The following is a 14,402-nucleotide window of genomic DNA, read 5'->3' on the forward strand; positions in this document are numbered from 1 at the left end:
TGGACGGGTTATGGACATCGTCATCCTTGCTGTAGTCATCGCCGTGGTCGTGCTCGGCGCGCTCGGCGGGCTCATCGTCGGCAGCCGGCGCAAGAAGCAGCTGCCCCCGCCCCCGCCCGCAGCGCCCGACATCACCGCCCCACCGGCCGAGCCGCACGTCGGCGACGAGGCCGAGACGCCGCGGGAGGAACCGCGGCGCACGATAGAGGAGGTGGATCTCCCGGACGGCTCGGCTCCGGTCGTCGTCGAGGAGCCGCCCACCGAGGCTCCCGAGATCGAGATCCCGGAGCCCACCGCGGGCCGCCTGGTCCGGCTGCGGGCCCGGCTCTCCCGCTCGCAGAGCGCTCTCGGCCAGGGCTTGCTGACCCTGCTGTCGCGCGAGCACCTCGACGAGGACACCTGGGAGGAGATCGAGGACACCCTTCTCACCGCCGATGTCGGCGTGCAGCCCACCCAGGAACTGGTCGAGCGCCTGCGCGAGCGGGTGAAGGTGCTCGGCACCCGCACCCCCGAGGAACTGCGCACCCTGCTGCGCGAGGAACTCATCACGCTGGTCGGCCGGGACATGGACCGCACGGTCAGGACCGAGCCGGAGGACCGCAAGCCGGGCATCGTGCTGGTCGTCGGCGTCAACGGCACCGGCAAGACCACCACCACCGGCAAGCTCGCCCGTGTCCTGGTGGCCGACGGCCAGAGTGTGGTCCTCGGCGCCGCCGACACCTTCCGGGCCGCCGCCGCCGACCAGCTCCAGACCTGGGGCGAGCGCGTCGGAGCCCACACCGTGCGAGGACCGGAGGGCGGCGACCCGGCCTCCGTCGCCTTCGACGCGGTCAAGGAGGGCAAGGAGATGGGCGCGAACGTCGTGCTCATCGACACGGCCGGCCGCCTGCACACCAAGACCGGCCTCATGGACGAGCTCGGCAAGGTCAAGCGGGTCGTGGAGAAGCACGCCCCGGTGGACGAGGTGCTGCTCGTGCTCGACGCCACCACCGGCCAGAACGGCCTGGTCCAGGCCCGGGTCTTCGCCGAGGTCGTCGACATCACCGGCATCGTCCTCACCAAGCTGGACGGTACGGCCAAGGGCGGCATCGTCGTCGCGGTCCAGCGCGAGCTGGGCGTCCCGGTCAAGCTGGTCGGACTCGGCGAGGGCGCGGACGACCTGGCGCCGTTCGAGCCGGAGGCGTTCGTTGACGCCCTTATCGGAGAGTGAGCTGCGGACAGGACCGGAGCGAGGGCTCCTGACATCTGTATACGGCAGGCGCCCGCCCCCGAAGTGCAGTCGGGGTCGGGCGCTTCGCCGTGAGGACGCCTAGGCCCGTGACCGATGTGCCACGTACGCCAGCGTGCCCAGCACCAGGCGGGCCTCCGGTGGCCGGGACGCCGAGTCCAGGGCGGGGGAGCGCAGCCAGCGCACGGGGCCGAGACCGCCGCGGTCGGAGGGCGGTGCCGTGATGTGCGCGCCGGGGCCGAGGCCGCGCAGGTCGAGGGCGGCCGGGTCGTCCCAGCCCATGCGGTAGAGCAGGCCGGGCAGGTCGGCGGCGGCGCCCGGGGCGACGAAGAAGTGGGCGCGGCCGTCCGGGGTCGCGGCGACCGGGCCGACGGGCAGGCCCATGCGCTCCAGCCGGGCCAGCGCGCGGCAGCCGGCGGGCTCGGCCACCTCGATGACGTCGAACGCCCTGCCCACCGGCAGCATCACCGAGGCGCCGGGGAACTCGCCCCAGGTCTCGGTCACCTCGTCCAGCGTCGCCCCGGCGGGGACCACCGGCGCGAAGTCCAGCGGATGCGCCCCCGGCGCCGGGCAGTCACGGCGGCCGCAGGAGCAGGCGCCCGCCGCGGCCCGGGCGCCGGGCACCACGTCCCAGCCCCACAGGCCGGTGTACTCGGCCACGGCGGTGCCGTCCGACGTGCGGCCGCGGCGGCGTGAGCCGGACCGGATGTCGCGCATGCCCCGGCTGATGCCGATCGTGAAGCCCATGCCCCCTCCAACGGGTCCGACGTACCGGTAGTTACGCAGCGGACGCGAGATGTGACTCTCTGTTCCCGCCTTCCCGGCGGTGACCGGCTCACTCGGCGCCCGGAAGTGCCCAGGGTGGTGTGTTCGGCGACACGCGCCCCTGAGTGCGTCGCTGCACCCGCTCCTGGTTGTCCTGTGTCAAGTGAATCGCGGTGACGCGTACATGAGTTCATTCGTTGGGGTGGCGAATGGTGGCGTTTCCGTGTGAGCCGTGGCTGGACGGGTGATCGTAGGATTACTTTGTGTGCACGAGTCCTGGGGGCACATGCACTCGTGGGTATGCCGGAGGCAAGTCGGCATTCCGTTCGAAGGGTGACAAGGATCGGACGGACGACGGTACGAACCGGCATGCTGATAGGGCTTGGCGCACTCGGCGACAAGTGGTCTCAGGGATGGGGGCGTTCCAGTGAGCGGCAACGGCGGAAGCGGGACGAACGCTGCAAACGCGACGCACGCTGACAAGCGCCCGAACGAGCTGCTCACCTCCTGGTTCGTGCGCAGCGGCTGGTCCAAGGGCGAGCTCGCCCGCCAGGTCAACCGCCGGGCGCGCCAGCTGGGCGCCAACCACATCTCCACGGACACCTCACGCGTGCGCCGCTGGCTCGACGGCGAGAACCCCCGCGAGCCGATCCCCAAGATCCTGTCCGAGCTGTTCTCGGAGCGCTTCGGCGTCGTCGTCTCCGTCGAGGACCTGGGGCTGCGCACCGCGCGCCAGTCCCCCTCCGCGACCGGCGTCGACCTGCCCTGGACGGGTCCGCAGACCGTGGCCCTGCTCAGCGAGTTCTCGCGCAGCGACCTGATGCTGGCGCGGCGCGGCTTCCTCGGGAGCTCGCTGGTCCTGTCTGCGGGCCCGGCCCTCATCGAGCCCATGCAGCGCTGGCTCGTGCCCCCGCCCCCGGCCCCGCGGTCGGAGCCCGAGCCCGCGGCCGGCCCCTCCGGGCGGGCCCGCGGCCGGCTCTCCAAGCCGGAGCTGGACCTGCTGGAGTCCACGACCGTGATGTTCCGGCAGTGGGACGCCCAGTGCGGCGGCGGCCTGCGCCGCAAGGCGGTCGTCGGACAGCTGCACGAGGTGACGGACCTGCTCCAGGAGCCTCAGCCCGAGGCCACCACCCGGCGCCTGTTCAAGGTCGCCGCCGAGCTCGCTCAGCTGGCCGGCTGGATGTCGTACGACATCGGGCTCCAGCCGACCGCCCAGAAGTACTTCGTCCTCGCGCTGCACGCCGCGAAGGAGGCCGGTGACCGGCCCCTCGGTTCGTACGTGCTGTCCAGTATGAGCCGGCAGATGATCCACCTGGGCCGGCCCGACGACGCGCTGGAACTGATCCACCTCGCGCAGTACGGCAGCCGGGACTGCGCGAGCCCGCGGACCCAGTCGATGCTGTATGCGATGGAGGCCCGCGCCTACGCCAACATGGGCCAGCCCGGCAAGTGCAAGCGGGCGGTCCGGATGGCCGAGGACACCTTCGCCGAGGCCGACGAGTGGGACGAGCCCGACCCCGACTGGATCCGCTTCTTCTCCGAGGCCGAGCTGTACGGCGAGAACTCCCACTCGTACCGCGACCTGGCCTATGTCGCCGGCCGCAGCCCGACGTACGCCTCGTTGGCCGAGCCCCTGATGAAGCGGGCCGTGGAGCTCTTCGCCGAGGACGGCGAGCACCAGCGGTCCTACGCGCTGAACCTGATCGGGATGGCCACGGTGAACCTCCTCCAGCGCGAGCCCGAGCAGTGCACGGTCTTCGCCTCCCAGGCCATGCAGGTCGCCAAGAAGGTCCGCTCCGAGCGGGTCAACACTCGTATCCGAAAGACGGTCGACACGGCCGCGCGCGACTTCGGTGACCTCGGCGAGGTCGTCGACCTCACCGAACGGCTGGCCGCCGAGCTGCCCGAGACGGCCGAGGCGGTCTGAGCCACCACCCGCTGAGACCTGCCCGCACCCCCTGAACCCCGGCCGCGGCCGGCCCTCCCGAACTGCCCGACTCGGCTCCCCCATGCCAGGTCATCGGAAGGCCGACCGCGGCCGGACCCACTTCCGCGCGGAAGATTGCGTCACGATAACGATCGACGCGCCCACAATCCGGCAGTTCATCGAGGCGTAACACACAGAGCGCCTTCGTCACGGCGGCGAAACAACGAGGGGCTTCCACCGAAACCGCGCTGCGCCAATCTCGTGGCGCATAACCGGCCCACCCCTCATTCCGCTCAAGGCTTCCGCCCGCACGGGGCCGTACCAATGACGAGGAGACGCCGATGGCACCAGCCATCACCCTTGCCGCAGAAGCACCCAAGCTGTCTGCCGCCAACACAGGGTTCATGCTCATCTGTTCCGCCCTGGTGATGCTCATGACCCCGGGCCTGGCCTTCTTCTACGGAGGCATGGTCCGCGTCAAGAGCACCCTGAACATGCTGATGATGAGCTTCATCAGCCTCGGGATCGTCACCATCCTGTGGGTGCTGTACGGCTTCTCCATGGCGTTCGGCACCGACTCCGGCAGCCTCATCGGCTGGAACTCCGACTGGGTCGGCCTCGGCAACATCGGCCTGACCGAGCTGTGGCCCGGCTACACCATCCCGGTGTTCGTGTTCCTGGTCTTCCAGCTGATGTTCGCGATCATCACGCCCGCCCTGATCAGCGGTGCTCTCGCCGACCGCGTGAAGTTCAGCGCGTGGGCGCTGTTCATCGCCCTGTGGGCCACGGTCGTCTACTTCCCGGTCGCGCACTGGGTCTGGGGCGCCGGCGGCTGGGCCTTCGAACTGGGTGTGATCGACTTCGCCGGTGGTACGGCGGTCCACATCAACGCCGGTGCCGCCGCGCTCGGCGTGATCCTGGTCATCGGCAAGCGCGTCGGGTTCAAGAGGGACCCGATGCGCCCGCACAGCCTGCCGCTGGTCATGCTGGGCGCAGGGCTCCTGTGGTTCGGCTGGTTCGGCTTCAACGCCGGCTCGTGGCTCGGCAACGACGACGGCGTCGGCGCGCTGATGTTCGTCAACACGCAGATCGCCACCGCCGCCGCCATGCTCGCCTGGCTCGTCTACGAGAAGATCCGCCACGGCGCGTTCACCACGCTCGGTGCCGCCTCCGGTGCCGTCGCCGGTCTGGTCGCCATCACCCCCGCCGGTGGTGCGGTCACCCCGCTCGGCGCGATCGCGGTCGGTGCCATCGCCGGTGTGCTGTGCGCCATGGCCGTCGGCCTGAAGTACAAGTTCGGCTACGACGACTCGCTCGACGTCGTCGGTGTCCACCTGGTCGGCGGTGTCGTCGGCTCCCTGCTGATCGGCTTCTTCGCCAGCGGCAAGGGCCAGTCCGAGGCGACGGGTGTCTTCTACGGCAACCACTCGTTCGACCAGCTCTGGAAGCAGTGCGCCGGTGTCTTCGCGGTGCTCGCCTACTCGCTGATCGTCTCCGCGCTCCTCGCCTTCATCCTCGACAAGACCATCGGTATGCGGGTCACCGAGGACGACGAGGTCGCCGGCATCGACCAGGCCGAGCACGCCGAGACCGCATACGACTTCAGCGGCGCCGGTGGCGGTGCCGCCAAGACCGCCGCCGTCGCGGGCGCCGTGGCCGGTACCGAGAGCAAGAAGGTGGACGCATGAAGCTCATCACCGCCGTCGTGAAGCCGCACCGGCTCGACGAGATCAAGGAGGCCCTCCAGGCCTTCGGCGTACACGGCCTGACGGTCACCGAGGCCAGCGGCTACGGTCGTCAGCGGGGCCACACCGAGGTCTACCGCGGTGCCGAGTACACCGTCGACCTGGTCCCCAAGATCCGCATCGAGGTCCTGGTCGAGGACGACGACGCCGAGCAGCTGATCGATGTCGTGGTCAAGGCGGCCCGCACCGGCAAGATCGGTGACGGCAAGGTCTGGTCCATTCCGGTCGACACGGCCGTACGGGTCCGGACCGGCGAGCGCGGCCCCGACGCGCTCTGAGGCAGGCAAACAGAACAGGAGTCGCTGGGTGACGGGTGTGGACGTGCAGAAAGAAGCAGAGGACTCGGGACCCAGCGGCTATGCGGCGGCCCGGCTGCGTCTCCTCACCGAGGAGGCGCGGTCCGGGCCGCCGCGCCGTGCGGCCCTGGCCGAACTGACGGACGACTGGCTGACCGGCCTGTTCGCCGCGGGCGCGGAAGGGCTGCGCGGGGCCTCCCTGGTCGCCGTCGGCGGCTACGGACGCGGCGAACTCTCCCCGCGCAGCGACCTCGACCTGCTCCTGCTGCACGACGGCAGCGACCCCAAGGCGGTCGCCGCCCTCGCCGACCGGCTCTGGTACCCGGTGTGGGACCTGGGCCTGGCCCTCGACCACTCCGTCCGGACGCCCGCCGAGGCCCGCAAGACGGCCGGCGAGGACCTCAAGGTGCAGCTCGGCCTGCTGGACGCCCGGCACATCGCCGGTGACCTCGGCCTCACCGCGGGACTGCGCACGGCCGTGCTGGCCGACTGGCGCAACCAGGCGCCCAAACGCCTCCCCGAACTACAGGAACTGTGCGCCGAACGCGCCGAGCGCCAGGGCGAGTTGCAGTACCTCCTGGAACCCGACCTGAAGGAGGCCCGCGGCGGGCTGCGCGACGCCACCGCCCTGCGCGCCGTCGCCGCCTCCTGGCTCGCCGACGCCCCGCGCGAGGGCCTCGCCGACGCCCGGCGCCGGCTCCTCGACGTACGCGACGCACTGCACCTGACCACCGGGCGGGCGACCGACCGGCTCGCCCTCCAGGAGCAGGACCAGGTGGCCGCCGAGCTCGGCCTGCTCGACGCGGACACGCTGCTGCGGCAGGTGTACGAGGCGGCCCGGCTCGTCTCGTACGCCAGTGACGTCACCTGGCGCGAGGTAGGGCGCGTACTGCGGTCGCGCGCCGTGCGGCCCCGGCTGCGCGCCATGCTGGGCGGCGGGAAACCGACCGCCGAGCGTTCTCCGCTGGCCGAAGGCGTGGTGGAGCAGGACGGCGAAGTGGTGCTCGCCCGTGCCGCGCGCCCCGAGCGCGACCCTGTCCTGCCGCTGCGCGCCGCGGCCGCCGCCGCGCAGGCCGGACTCCCGCTCTCCCTGCACGCCGTACGGCGCATGGCGGCCACCGTGCGCCCGGTGCCCACCCCCTGGCCCGCCGAGGCACGCGAACAGCTCGTCACCCTGCTCGGCTCCGGCCGCCCGACCATCGAGGTCTGGGAGGCGCTGGAGGCCGAGGGGCTGATCACGCGGCTGCTGCCCGACTGGGAGCGGGTGCGCTGCCGCCCGCAGCGCAACGCCGTGCACATCTGGACCGTCGACCGGCATCTCATCGAGACCGCCGTACAGGCCTCCGAGTTCACCCGCCGGGTCAGCCGCCCCGACCTGCTGCTGGTCGCGGCGCTGCTGCACGACATCGGCAAGGGCTGGCCCGGCGACCACTCCGTGGCCGGCGAGATCATCGCCAAGGACGTGGCCGCCCGCATCGGCTTCGACCGCCACGAGGTGACGGTCATCGCCACCCTCGTACGGCACCACCTGCTGCTCGTCGAGACGGCCACCCGGCGTGACCTGGAGGACCCGGCCACGGTGCGTTCGGTCGCCGAGGCCGTCGGCTCCGAGGGCACCCTGGAACTGCTGCACGCGCTCACCGAGGCCGACGCCCTGGCCACCGGACCGGCCGCCTGGTCGTCCTGGCGCGGCTCGCTCGTCGCCGACCTCGTCAGGCGGGTCGCGGCGGTGCTCGCCGGGGACGCCCCGGCCGACCCCGAGGAGGCCGCGCCGACCGCCGAGCAGGAGCGGCTCGCCATCGAGGCGGTCGCGACGGGCAGCCCGGTCCTCTCCCTGCGGGCACAGACCGAGCCGCCCGCCGGGCAGGAGCCGTCCGGCGACCCGGAGCCGCTGGGTGTGGAACTGCTCATCGCCGTCCCCGACCAGCCGGGTGTGCTGCCCGCGGTGGCCGGTGTCCTCGCCATGCACCGGCTGACCGTCCGGACGGCGGAGCTGCGGTCCCTGAACCTCCCGGACGGCGTCGACGGCTCCGTCCTGCTGCTGGACTGGCGGGTCGCCGCCGAGTACGGCTCCCTGCCGCAGGCCGCCCGCCTCCGTGCCGACCTCGTGCGGGCGCTGGACGGCTCCCTGGACATCGCCGGCCGCCTCGCCGAACGGGACGCGGCCTATCCGCGCCGCCGGGGCGTGGTCGCGCCCCCGCCGAGGGTGTCGGTCCACCCGGCCGCCTCCCGGCTGGCCACCGTCATCGAAGTCCGCTCCCAGGACGCCCCGGGCCTGCTGTTCCGCATCGGCCGAGCCCTGGAGGACGCGAGCGTACTGGTGCGCAGCGCGCACGTCTCGACGCTCGGTGCCAACGCCGTCGACGCCTTCTACGTGACCGGTCCGGAGGGCGCGCCGCTGCCCGGCGACGAGGCCGAGTCGGTGGCGCGGAAGCTGGAAGAGACACTGCGTGGGTGAGGGCGACCCGGCGACTTGTCACGCCGGGATACCCTGGAGGGCGATTCCCCAGTCTGTCTCCGACCCCGAGGACCGCGAGCGCCGTGTTCGATACTCTTTCCGATCGCCTCTCAGCGACCTTCAAGAACCTGCGCGGCAAGGGACGGCTCTCCGAGGCGGACATCGACGCCACGGCGCGCGAGATCCGGATCGCGCTCCTCGAGGCGGACGTGGCGCTGCCGGTCGTCCGCACGTTCATCAAGAACGTCAAGGAGCGCGCGCTCGGTGCCGAGGTCAGCAAGGCGCTGAACCCGGCCCAGCAGGTCCTCAAGATCGTCAACGAGGAACTGGTCACCATCCTCGGCGGCGAGACCCGGCGCCTGCGCTTCGCCAAGCAGCCGCCCACCGTGATCATGCTGGCCGGTCTGCAGGGTGCCGGTAAGACCACCCTCGCGGGCAAGCTCGGCCGCTGGCTGAAGGAGCAGGGTCACTCGCCGCTGCTGGTCGCCTGTGACCTCCAGCGCCCGAACGCCGTGAACCAGCTCAGCGTCGTCGCCGAGCGCGCGGGCGTCGGCGTCTACGCGCCGGAGCCGGGCAACGGCGTCGGCGACCCGGTCAAGGTCGCCAAGGACTCCATCGAGCACGCCAAGTCCAAGGTCCATGACATCGTGATCGTGGACACCGCCGGCCGCCTGGGCATCGACCAGGAGATGATGCAGCAGGCCGCGGACATCCGGGACGCGGTCAGCCCCGACGAGATCCTGTTCGTCGTCGACGCGATGATCGGTCAGGACGCCGTCAACACCGCCGAGGCCTTCCGCGACGGCGTCGGCTTCGACGGCGTGGTGCTCTCCAAGCTCGACGGTGACGCCCGCGGTGGTGCCGCCCTGTCGATCCGGCAGATCACCGGCAAGCCGATCATGTTCGCGTCGAACGGCGAGAAGCTCGACGACTTCGACGCCTTCCACCCGGACCGGATGGCCTCCCGCATCCTCGACATGGGTGACCTGCTCACCCTGATCGAGCAGGCGGAGAAGACCTTCGACCAGGCCGAAGCCCAGAAGATGGCCGAGAAGCTGGCCTCCAAGAAGGGCCAGGACTTCACCCTCGACGACTTCCTGGCCCAGATGGAGCAGGTCAGGAAGATGGGCTCCATCTCCAAGCTGCTCGGCATGCTCCCGGGCATGGGCCAGATGAAGGACCAGATCAACAACCTCGACGAGCGGGACGTCGACCGCACGGCCGCCATCATCAAGTCGATGACCCCGGCCGAGCGCCAGGAGCCGACGATCATCAACGGCTCGCGGCGCGCCCGTATCGCGCGGGGTTCCGGTGTCGAGGTCAGCGCGGTGAAGAACCTGGTCGAGCGGTTCTTCGAGGCCCGCAAGATGATGTCCCGCATGGCCCAGGGCGGCGGCATGCCCGGGATGCCCGGCATGCCGGGCATGGGCGGCGGTCCCGGCCGGGCGAAGAAGAAGCAGAAGCAGGCCAAGGGCAAGCAGCGCTCCGGCAACCCGATGAAGCGCAAGCAGCAGGAGCAGGAGGCCGCCGCCCGCCGCGCGGCCGCCGCCGAGGGCGGCGGCGCCTTCGGGCTGCCGCAGCAGGGCGGCAAGGACTTCGAACTCCCCGACGAGTTCAAGAAGTTCATGGGCTGACGGCCCGTTCCCGTACGGCACGGGTTTCTGAACGGCACTGAGGGCGCCCCCCTTTCCGAAGGGGGGCGCCCTCAGTGGTGCGTCGGCAGCTCGTCGGTCAGGCGTTCGGGAACTTCCAGATGTAGGGCTCGCCGTCCTCCTCGGACCAGTGGACCTCGACGCTCTTGGCGTTCGCCGGGATCACGTACGTCTCGCAGAAGACGTGGCTCTCGCCCTGCTTCCAGCTCTCGACGTCGTACGGGTCCTCGCAGCCCGCCGCGTCATCGGACGCGCCGATGAGGACGCTGCCGCGCTGCCCGTCGGCGAAGACCGTGGTGCCGTCGTGCACGTCGGAGCCGTCGGTGAGGGCGGGACCGTTCTTGTGCGTGTACTTCACATGGGCGACGGCCAGCACCTTGCCCTTGACCTTGTCCGGCTCCGAGACGACCTTGGCCGCCTCCGCCTCGGTGCCCACGTCGACCTTCTGCGCCACGACGTCGTAGGTGACCTCGCCCGGGTCCTCCGCGACCTTGCCCGTGGCGCTCTCGCCGGTCTCCAGCTCGCCGCCGGAAGCCGGCTCCGGCGAAGGGAAGACCTTGGCCTTCTCGGTCTCCGGGCTCTTCGCGTCGGCGGTGTCGCCGCCGCCACCGCAGGCGGTGAGCGTCAGAGCGAGGACGGCGACGGGCGCGACGAGACGCAGCGCGGTCTTGTGGTGCGGCAAAGCAGCTCCTGTATGCAGATGTGTAGGTCCCCCGAGCGGTGGATCACATTAAGCGTTCATGATCCACTTGGCGAAACCAAAAGCACCCCATGGTGCTTTCTTCACACCATTCACACCTGCACCCGAAATCCTGTTCGTCAGGGTGTCCGGGCGATCAAATACCGGAACACGTTCGGCATCCACACCGTCCCGTCCTGCCGCTGGTGCGGATGCAGAGCCTCGGTCAGCTCCTTGTCCACCTGCACCTGGTCCGTCGCCGTGATCGCCGCGTCGAACAGCCCCGTCGACTTGAGCCCGCGTACCGCGCTGTCCACATCGGCGTACCCGAAGGGGCACGCCACGCGCCCGGACCCGTCCGGCTTGAGACCGGCCCGCTGGGCGACGTCCTCCAGGTCGTCGCGCAGGGCGGGACGCCAGCTGCCCGTGCTGCGCAGCGGTTCCGCCAGCTTGGTGGCGACCCGCAGCACGGACGTCGTGGCGCACCGCTCCGGCGGGCCCCAGCCGGCCAGCACCACGGCCGCTCCGCGCCCCGCCAGCGGCGTCGCCTCCGCGAGCAGCCCGCCCAGCCCCTCCGAGTCGCCCGCGAGGCACCCGATCGGCTCGAAGGCGGTCACCAGGGTGTACGCGGGAGCGCCCGGTTCCTTCGTGTCCCGGGGCGAGCCGTCGACCAGCCGGGTGCCCGCACGCGCGCGCGTGGCCCCGGCTGCGGGCAGCAGCCGCTCCCGTGCGAGGGCCATTCTTTCGGGGGAAGCGTCGACACCGGTGACCGCCGCTCCCCGGGTGGTGGCCATCAGCAGGGCGAGTCCGGAACCGCAGCCGAGGCCGAGCAGCCGCGTCGTGGGACCCACGTCCAGTCGCTCGTAGACGGCCTCGTAGAGCGGTACGAGCATCCGCTCCTGGATCTCGGACCAGTCACGCGCGCGTGCACGCAGGTCCACGCGGGGTGCGGCCCCCGCGTGAGGCAGGTGCTGCCGCACGAGCGTAGGTGTCATAAGTAAGCGCCCCAATCCGCCGAGAGTTGCCTCTTGCCCGATTCCATGGCCCCCGTGACAGTGCGCTCGCACTACCCCCGTATGCCAGGAAACTCCCCCCTCGACCTGTCGTCTAGTGGAATGCGGCCCGGCATATGAGTTGTCATGTGCCTATGGCGAGATTTCACATTCCGGCAACGTGGGCCCGTACCATCTCGCCATGGCCAAGGCACCCGTACTCACCCCCCAGGCGGACGATTTCCCGCGCTGGTACCAGGACTTGATCACCAAGGCGGAGCTCGCCGACAACGGTCCGGTGCGCGGCACCATGGTCATCCGACCGTACGGATACGGGCTGTGGGAGCGGATGCAGACCGAGATGGACGCCCGCATCAAGGAGACGGGCACCCAGAACGCGTACTTCCCGCTCCTGATCCCGCAGTCCTACCTCACGCGCGAGGCGGACCACGTCGAGGGCTTCGCGCCCGAGCTGGCCGTGGTCACGCACGGCGGCGGCAAGGAACTCGAAGAGCCGGCCGTGGTCCGGCCCACCTCCGAGATGATCATCAACGACTATTTCTCGAAGTGGGTGCAGAGCTACCGCGATCTGCCGCTGCTCATCAACCAGTGGGCGAATGTCGTGCGCTGGGAGCTGCGGCCCCGCCTCTTCCTGCGCACCACCGAGTTCCTCTGGCAGGAGGGCCACACCGCGCACGCCACGTACGAGGAGGCGCGCCATTTCGCCGCGCACATTCACCGGCAGGTCTACGAGGACTTCATGGTGAACGTCCTGGCGATGGACGTGGTCCCCGGCCGCAAGACCGTCAAGGAGCGGTTCGCCGGCGCGATCAACACCCTCACGCTCGAAGGCATGATGGGCGATGGCAAGGCCCTCCAGATGGCCACCAGCCATGAACTGGGCCAGAACTTCGCGAAGGCCTTCAACACGCAGTACCTGTCGAAGGACGGCCGGCAGGAGCTGGTCTGGCAGACCTCCTGGGGCTCCACCACCCGCATGATCGGCGCCCTGGTGATGATGCACGGCGACGACAACGGCCTGCGCGTCCCGCCGCGGCTGGCACAGATCCAGGCCGTGGTGCTCGCGATCAAGGGCGACGAGGCGGTTCTGGCCAAGGTCCGCGAGCTCGGCGACCGGCTCAAGGCGGCCGGGATCCGTGTCCACGTCGACGACCGCACCGACACCCCCTTCGGCCGCCGCGCCGTCGACTGGGAGCTCAAGGGTGTGCCGGTCCGGATCGAGATCGGCCCGCGCGATCTGGAGAACGGCACCGCGATGCTGGCCCGCCGTGTCCCGGGCGGCAAGGAGCCGGTCTCCCTGGACGCCCTGGTGTCGCTGCTGCCGACGGTCCTCGAAGAAGACCAGGCACTGCTGCTGAAGCAGTCCCGGGAGCGCCGCGAGTCCCGTACGACCGAGGTCGCGACGATCGACGAGGCCGTCGAGGCCGCCGGCGCCGGGGGCTGGGCGCGCATCCCGTGGGCGGTGCTCGGCGAGGAGGGCGAAGCCAAGCTGGCCGATCACGCGGTGACCGTACGGTGTCTGGTCGCCGAGGACGGGTCGGTGCCGGACGCCGACGACGCACCCGGTAACGTCGCGGTCGTCGCACGCGCTTACTGAGTGGGGCGCAAGGCGACCGAAATGCCTCTTGCGTAACCGCGCGCCCCGGCGCGCGCACATGCTCTACGCGCCGGGGCGTACGCGGACTACGCACCACCTTGTGGTGAGCTGTGAGACTTCTCCACAGATCAGCGCACCCGCCCTCGTCGGGACGCATCAGAGGCAACTGACGGGTACGTGCAAATTATTTGGGATGCCCCGGAATCGGAACACTGGGGCACCCCGGCTCGTTGTCATTACGTGAGCACGACACAGACACCACCTGTTCTCGCCGCAGAGCTGGCACAGGCGTGGGCCGACATTCAGCGGTACCACCCCGAGCTGCCCGACCTTGCCGCGCCAGAGTCCCTGATCGGGGAGTCGTCGTCCGCGTGCGGTCACGAGCTCTCCTTCGAGCGACTGCTCCATGAGGCAGTCCATGGCATCGCCGCCGCCCGCGGCGTCCGCGACACCTCCCGTGCCGGCCGCTACCACAACCGCAGATTCCTCGCGATCGCCGAGGAGCTGGGCCTGGACCACCCGGAGGAACCGCACCCGAGCAGCGGCTTCTCCCTGGTCACGCTCACCCCCGAGGCGAAGCGCCGCTACCGCCCGACGATGGAGCGCCTCCAGCGCGCCCTCAAGGCCCACACGGCCGCGACCTCCTCCGACACCTCCCGCACCTTCCGGGGCCCGGCCGCACGGCACGGCTCCTCCGGCGGCGGCGTCCGCGTCAAGGCGGTCTGCGACTGCGGCCGCAACGTACGCGTCGTGCCGTCGGTCCTCGCCCAGGCGCCCATCGTCTGCGGCGGCTGCGGCAAGCCGTTCCGGATCCCGGACGTCGTGGGAGCGGGGGCGGTGGCCGGCTGACGTCCACCACCGGCATCTCGTGGCTGCCGGTCGGGACAGCACCCCGCCACTGCCGGGCAGGGCACCCGACGTACTTCACCTCCACGCCGGGTGCCCCCTAGGCGTGCCCGCACAGCGGCGAATCCCTCGGTCAAAGCCGCTGGCAGGGTGTGGCACAATGGCTAGCTGTACTCGACAGCCGCACAGGACCCCT

The 14,402-nt window shown here is 70.9% G+C and carries 11 protein-coding genes; 8 read left to right on the plus strand and 3 right to left on the minus strand.

From position 1 onward, the window contains the following. Positions 1 to 10 precede the first annotated feature (10 nt). Positions 11 to 1,210 (plus strand): signal recognition particle-docking protein FtsY, encoded by a 1,200-nt coding sequence (gene ftsY / locus PV963_RS32950; RefSeq protein ID WP_274820016.1) that lies wholly within the window; start codon positions 11 to 13, stop codon positions 1,208 to 1,210. A gap of 99 nt (positions 1,211 to 1,309) precedes the next feature. On the opposite strand, the gene PV963_RS32955 is transcribed toward ftsY, so the two are convergent. Beyond that, entirely contained in the window at positions 1,310 to 1,975 is a 666-nt protein-coding gene (locus PV963_RS32955; RefSeq protein ID WP_274820017.1) for a bifunctional DNA primase/polymerase, read from the minus strand. Positions 1,976 to 2,420: 445 nt separating this feature from the next. Here PV963_RS32955 and PV963_RS32960 point away from each other — a divergent pair, with 445 nt between their 5' ends. The 5 genes from PV963_RS32960 to ffh all read left to right on the plus strand — a co-directional run bounded on the left by PV963_RS32960 (position 2,421) and on the right by ffh (position 10,053). Then, positions 2,421 to 3,920, plus strand: coding sequence for a hypothetical protein (locus tag PV963_RS32960; RefSeq protein ID WP_274820019.1), 1,500 nt, complete (start codon positions 2,421 to 2,423; stop codon positions 3,918 to 3,920). A 341-nt stretch (positions 3,921 to 4,261) separates the two neighbouring features. Next, positions 4,262 to 5,608, plus strand: a complete 1,347-nt coding sequence (locus PV963_RS32965) for an ammonium transporter (RefSeq protein ID WP_274820020.1) — start codon at positions 4,262 to 4,264, stop codon at positions 5,606 to 5,608. Further along, positions 5,605 to 5,943 (plus strand): P-II family nitrogen regulator, encoded by a 339-nt coding sequence (locus PV963_RS32970; RefSeq protein WP_003993253.1) that lies wholly within the window; start codon positions 5,605 to 5,607, stop codon positions 5,941 to 5,943. The genes PV963_RS32965 and PV963_RS32970 overlap by 4 nt, the downstream gene beginning before the upstream one ends. A gap of 28 nt (positions 5,944 to 5,971) precedes the next feature. After that, positions 5,972 to 8,419, plus strand: a complete 2,448-nt coding sequence (locus PV963_RS32975) for a [protein-PII] uridylyltransferase (RefSeq protein ID WP_274820022.1) — start codon at positions 5,972 to 5,974, stop codon at positions 8,417 to 8,419. An 83-nt stretch (positions 8,420 to 8,502) separates the two neighbouring features. After that, the gene (ffh, locus tag PV963_RS32980) at positions 8,503 to 10,053 is read left to right on the plus strand and encodes a signal recognition particle protein (RefSeq protein ID WP_274820024.1); all 1,551 of its coding nucleotides are present in this window, start codon (positions 8,503 to 8,505) and stop codon (positions 10,051 to 10,053) included. A 97-nt stretch (positions 10,054 to 10,150) separates the two neighbouring features. Here the strand turns inward: ffh and PV963_RS32985 are convergent, their stop codons facing one another. Both PV963_RS32985 and PV963_RS32990 read right to left on the minus strand, forming a co-directional pair. Further along, a complete protein-coding gene (locus PV963_RS32985) occupies positions 10,151 to 10,753 on the minus strand; it encodes a hypothetical protein (protein WP_274820026.1) in 603 nt (200 codons plus the stop codon). A 137-nt stretch (positions 10,754 to 10,890) separates the two neighbouring features. Further along, positions 10,891 to 11,745, minus strand: coding sequence for a methyltransferase domain-containing protein (locus PV963_RS32990; RefSeq protein WP_274820028.1), 855 nt, complete (start codon positions 11,743 to 11,745; stop codon positions 10,891 to 10,893). A 199-nt stretch (positions 11,746 to 11,944) separates the two neighbouring features. Here PV963_RS32990 and proS point away from each other — a divergent pair, with 199 nt between their 5' ends. Both proS and PV963_RS33000 read left to right on the plus strand, forming a co-directional pair. After that, complete coding sequence (proS, locus tag PV963_RS32995; RefSeq protein WP_274820029.1) at positions 11,945 to 13,360, plus strand: proline--tRNA ligase; 1,416 nt, start codon at positions 11,945 to 11,947, stop codon at positions 13,358 to 13,360. A gap of 240 nt (positions 13,361 to 13,600) precedes the next feature. Next, positions 13,601 to 14,209: a hypothetical protein gene (locus PV963_RS33000; protein ID WP_010044496.1), complete on the plus strand. Its 609-nt coding sequence runs from the start codon at positions 13,601 to 13,603 to the stop codon at positions 14,207 to 14,209. The last annotated feature ends 193 nt before the right edge of the window (positions 14,210 to 14,402 follow it).

The sequence above is a fragment of the Streptomyces coeruleorubidus genome (assembly GCF_028885415.1).
Lineage (GTDB): Bacteria > Actinomycetota > Actinomycetes > Streptomycetales > Streptomycetaceae > Streptomyces > Streptomyces coeruleorubidus_A.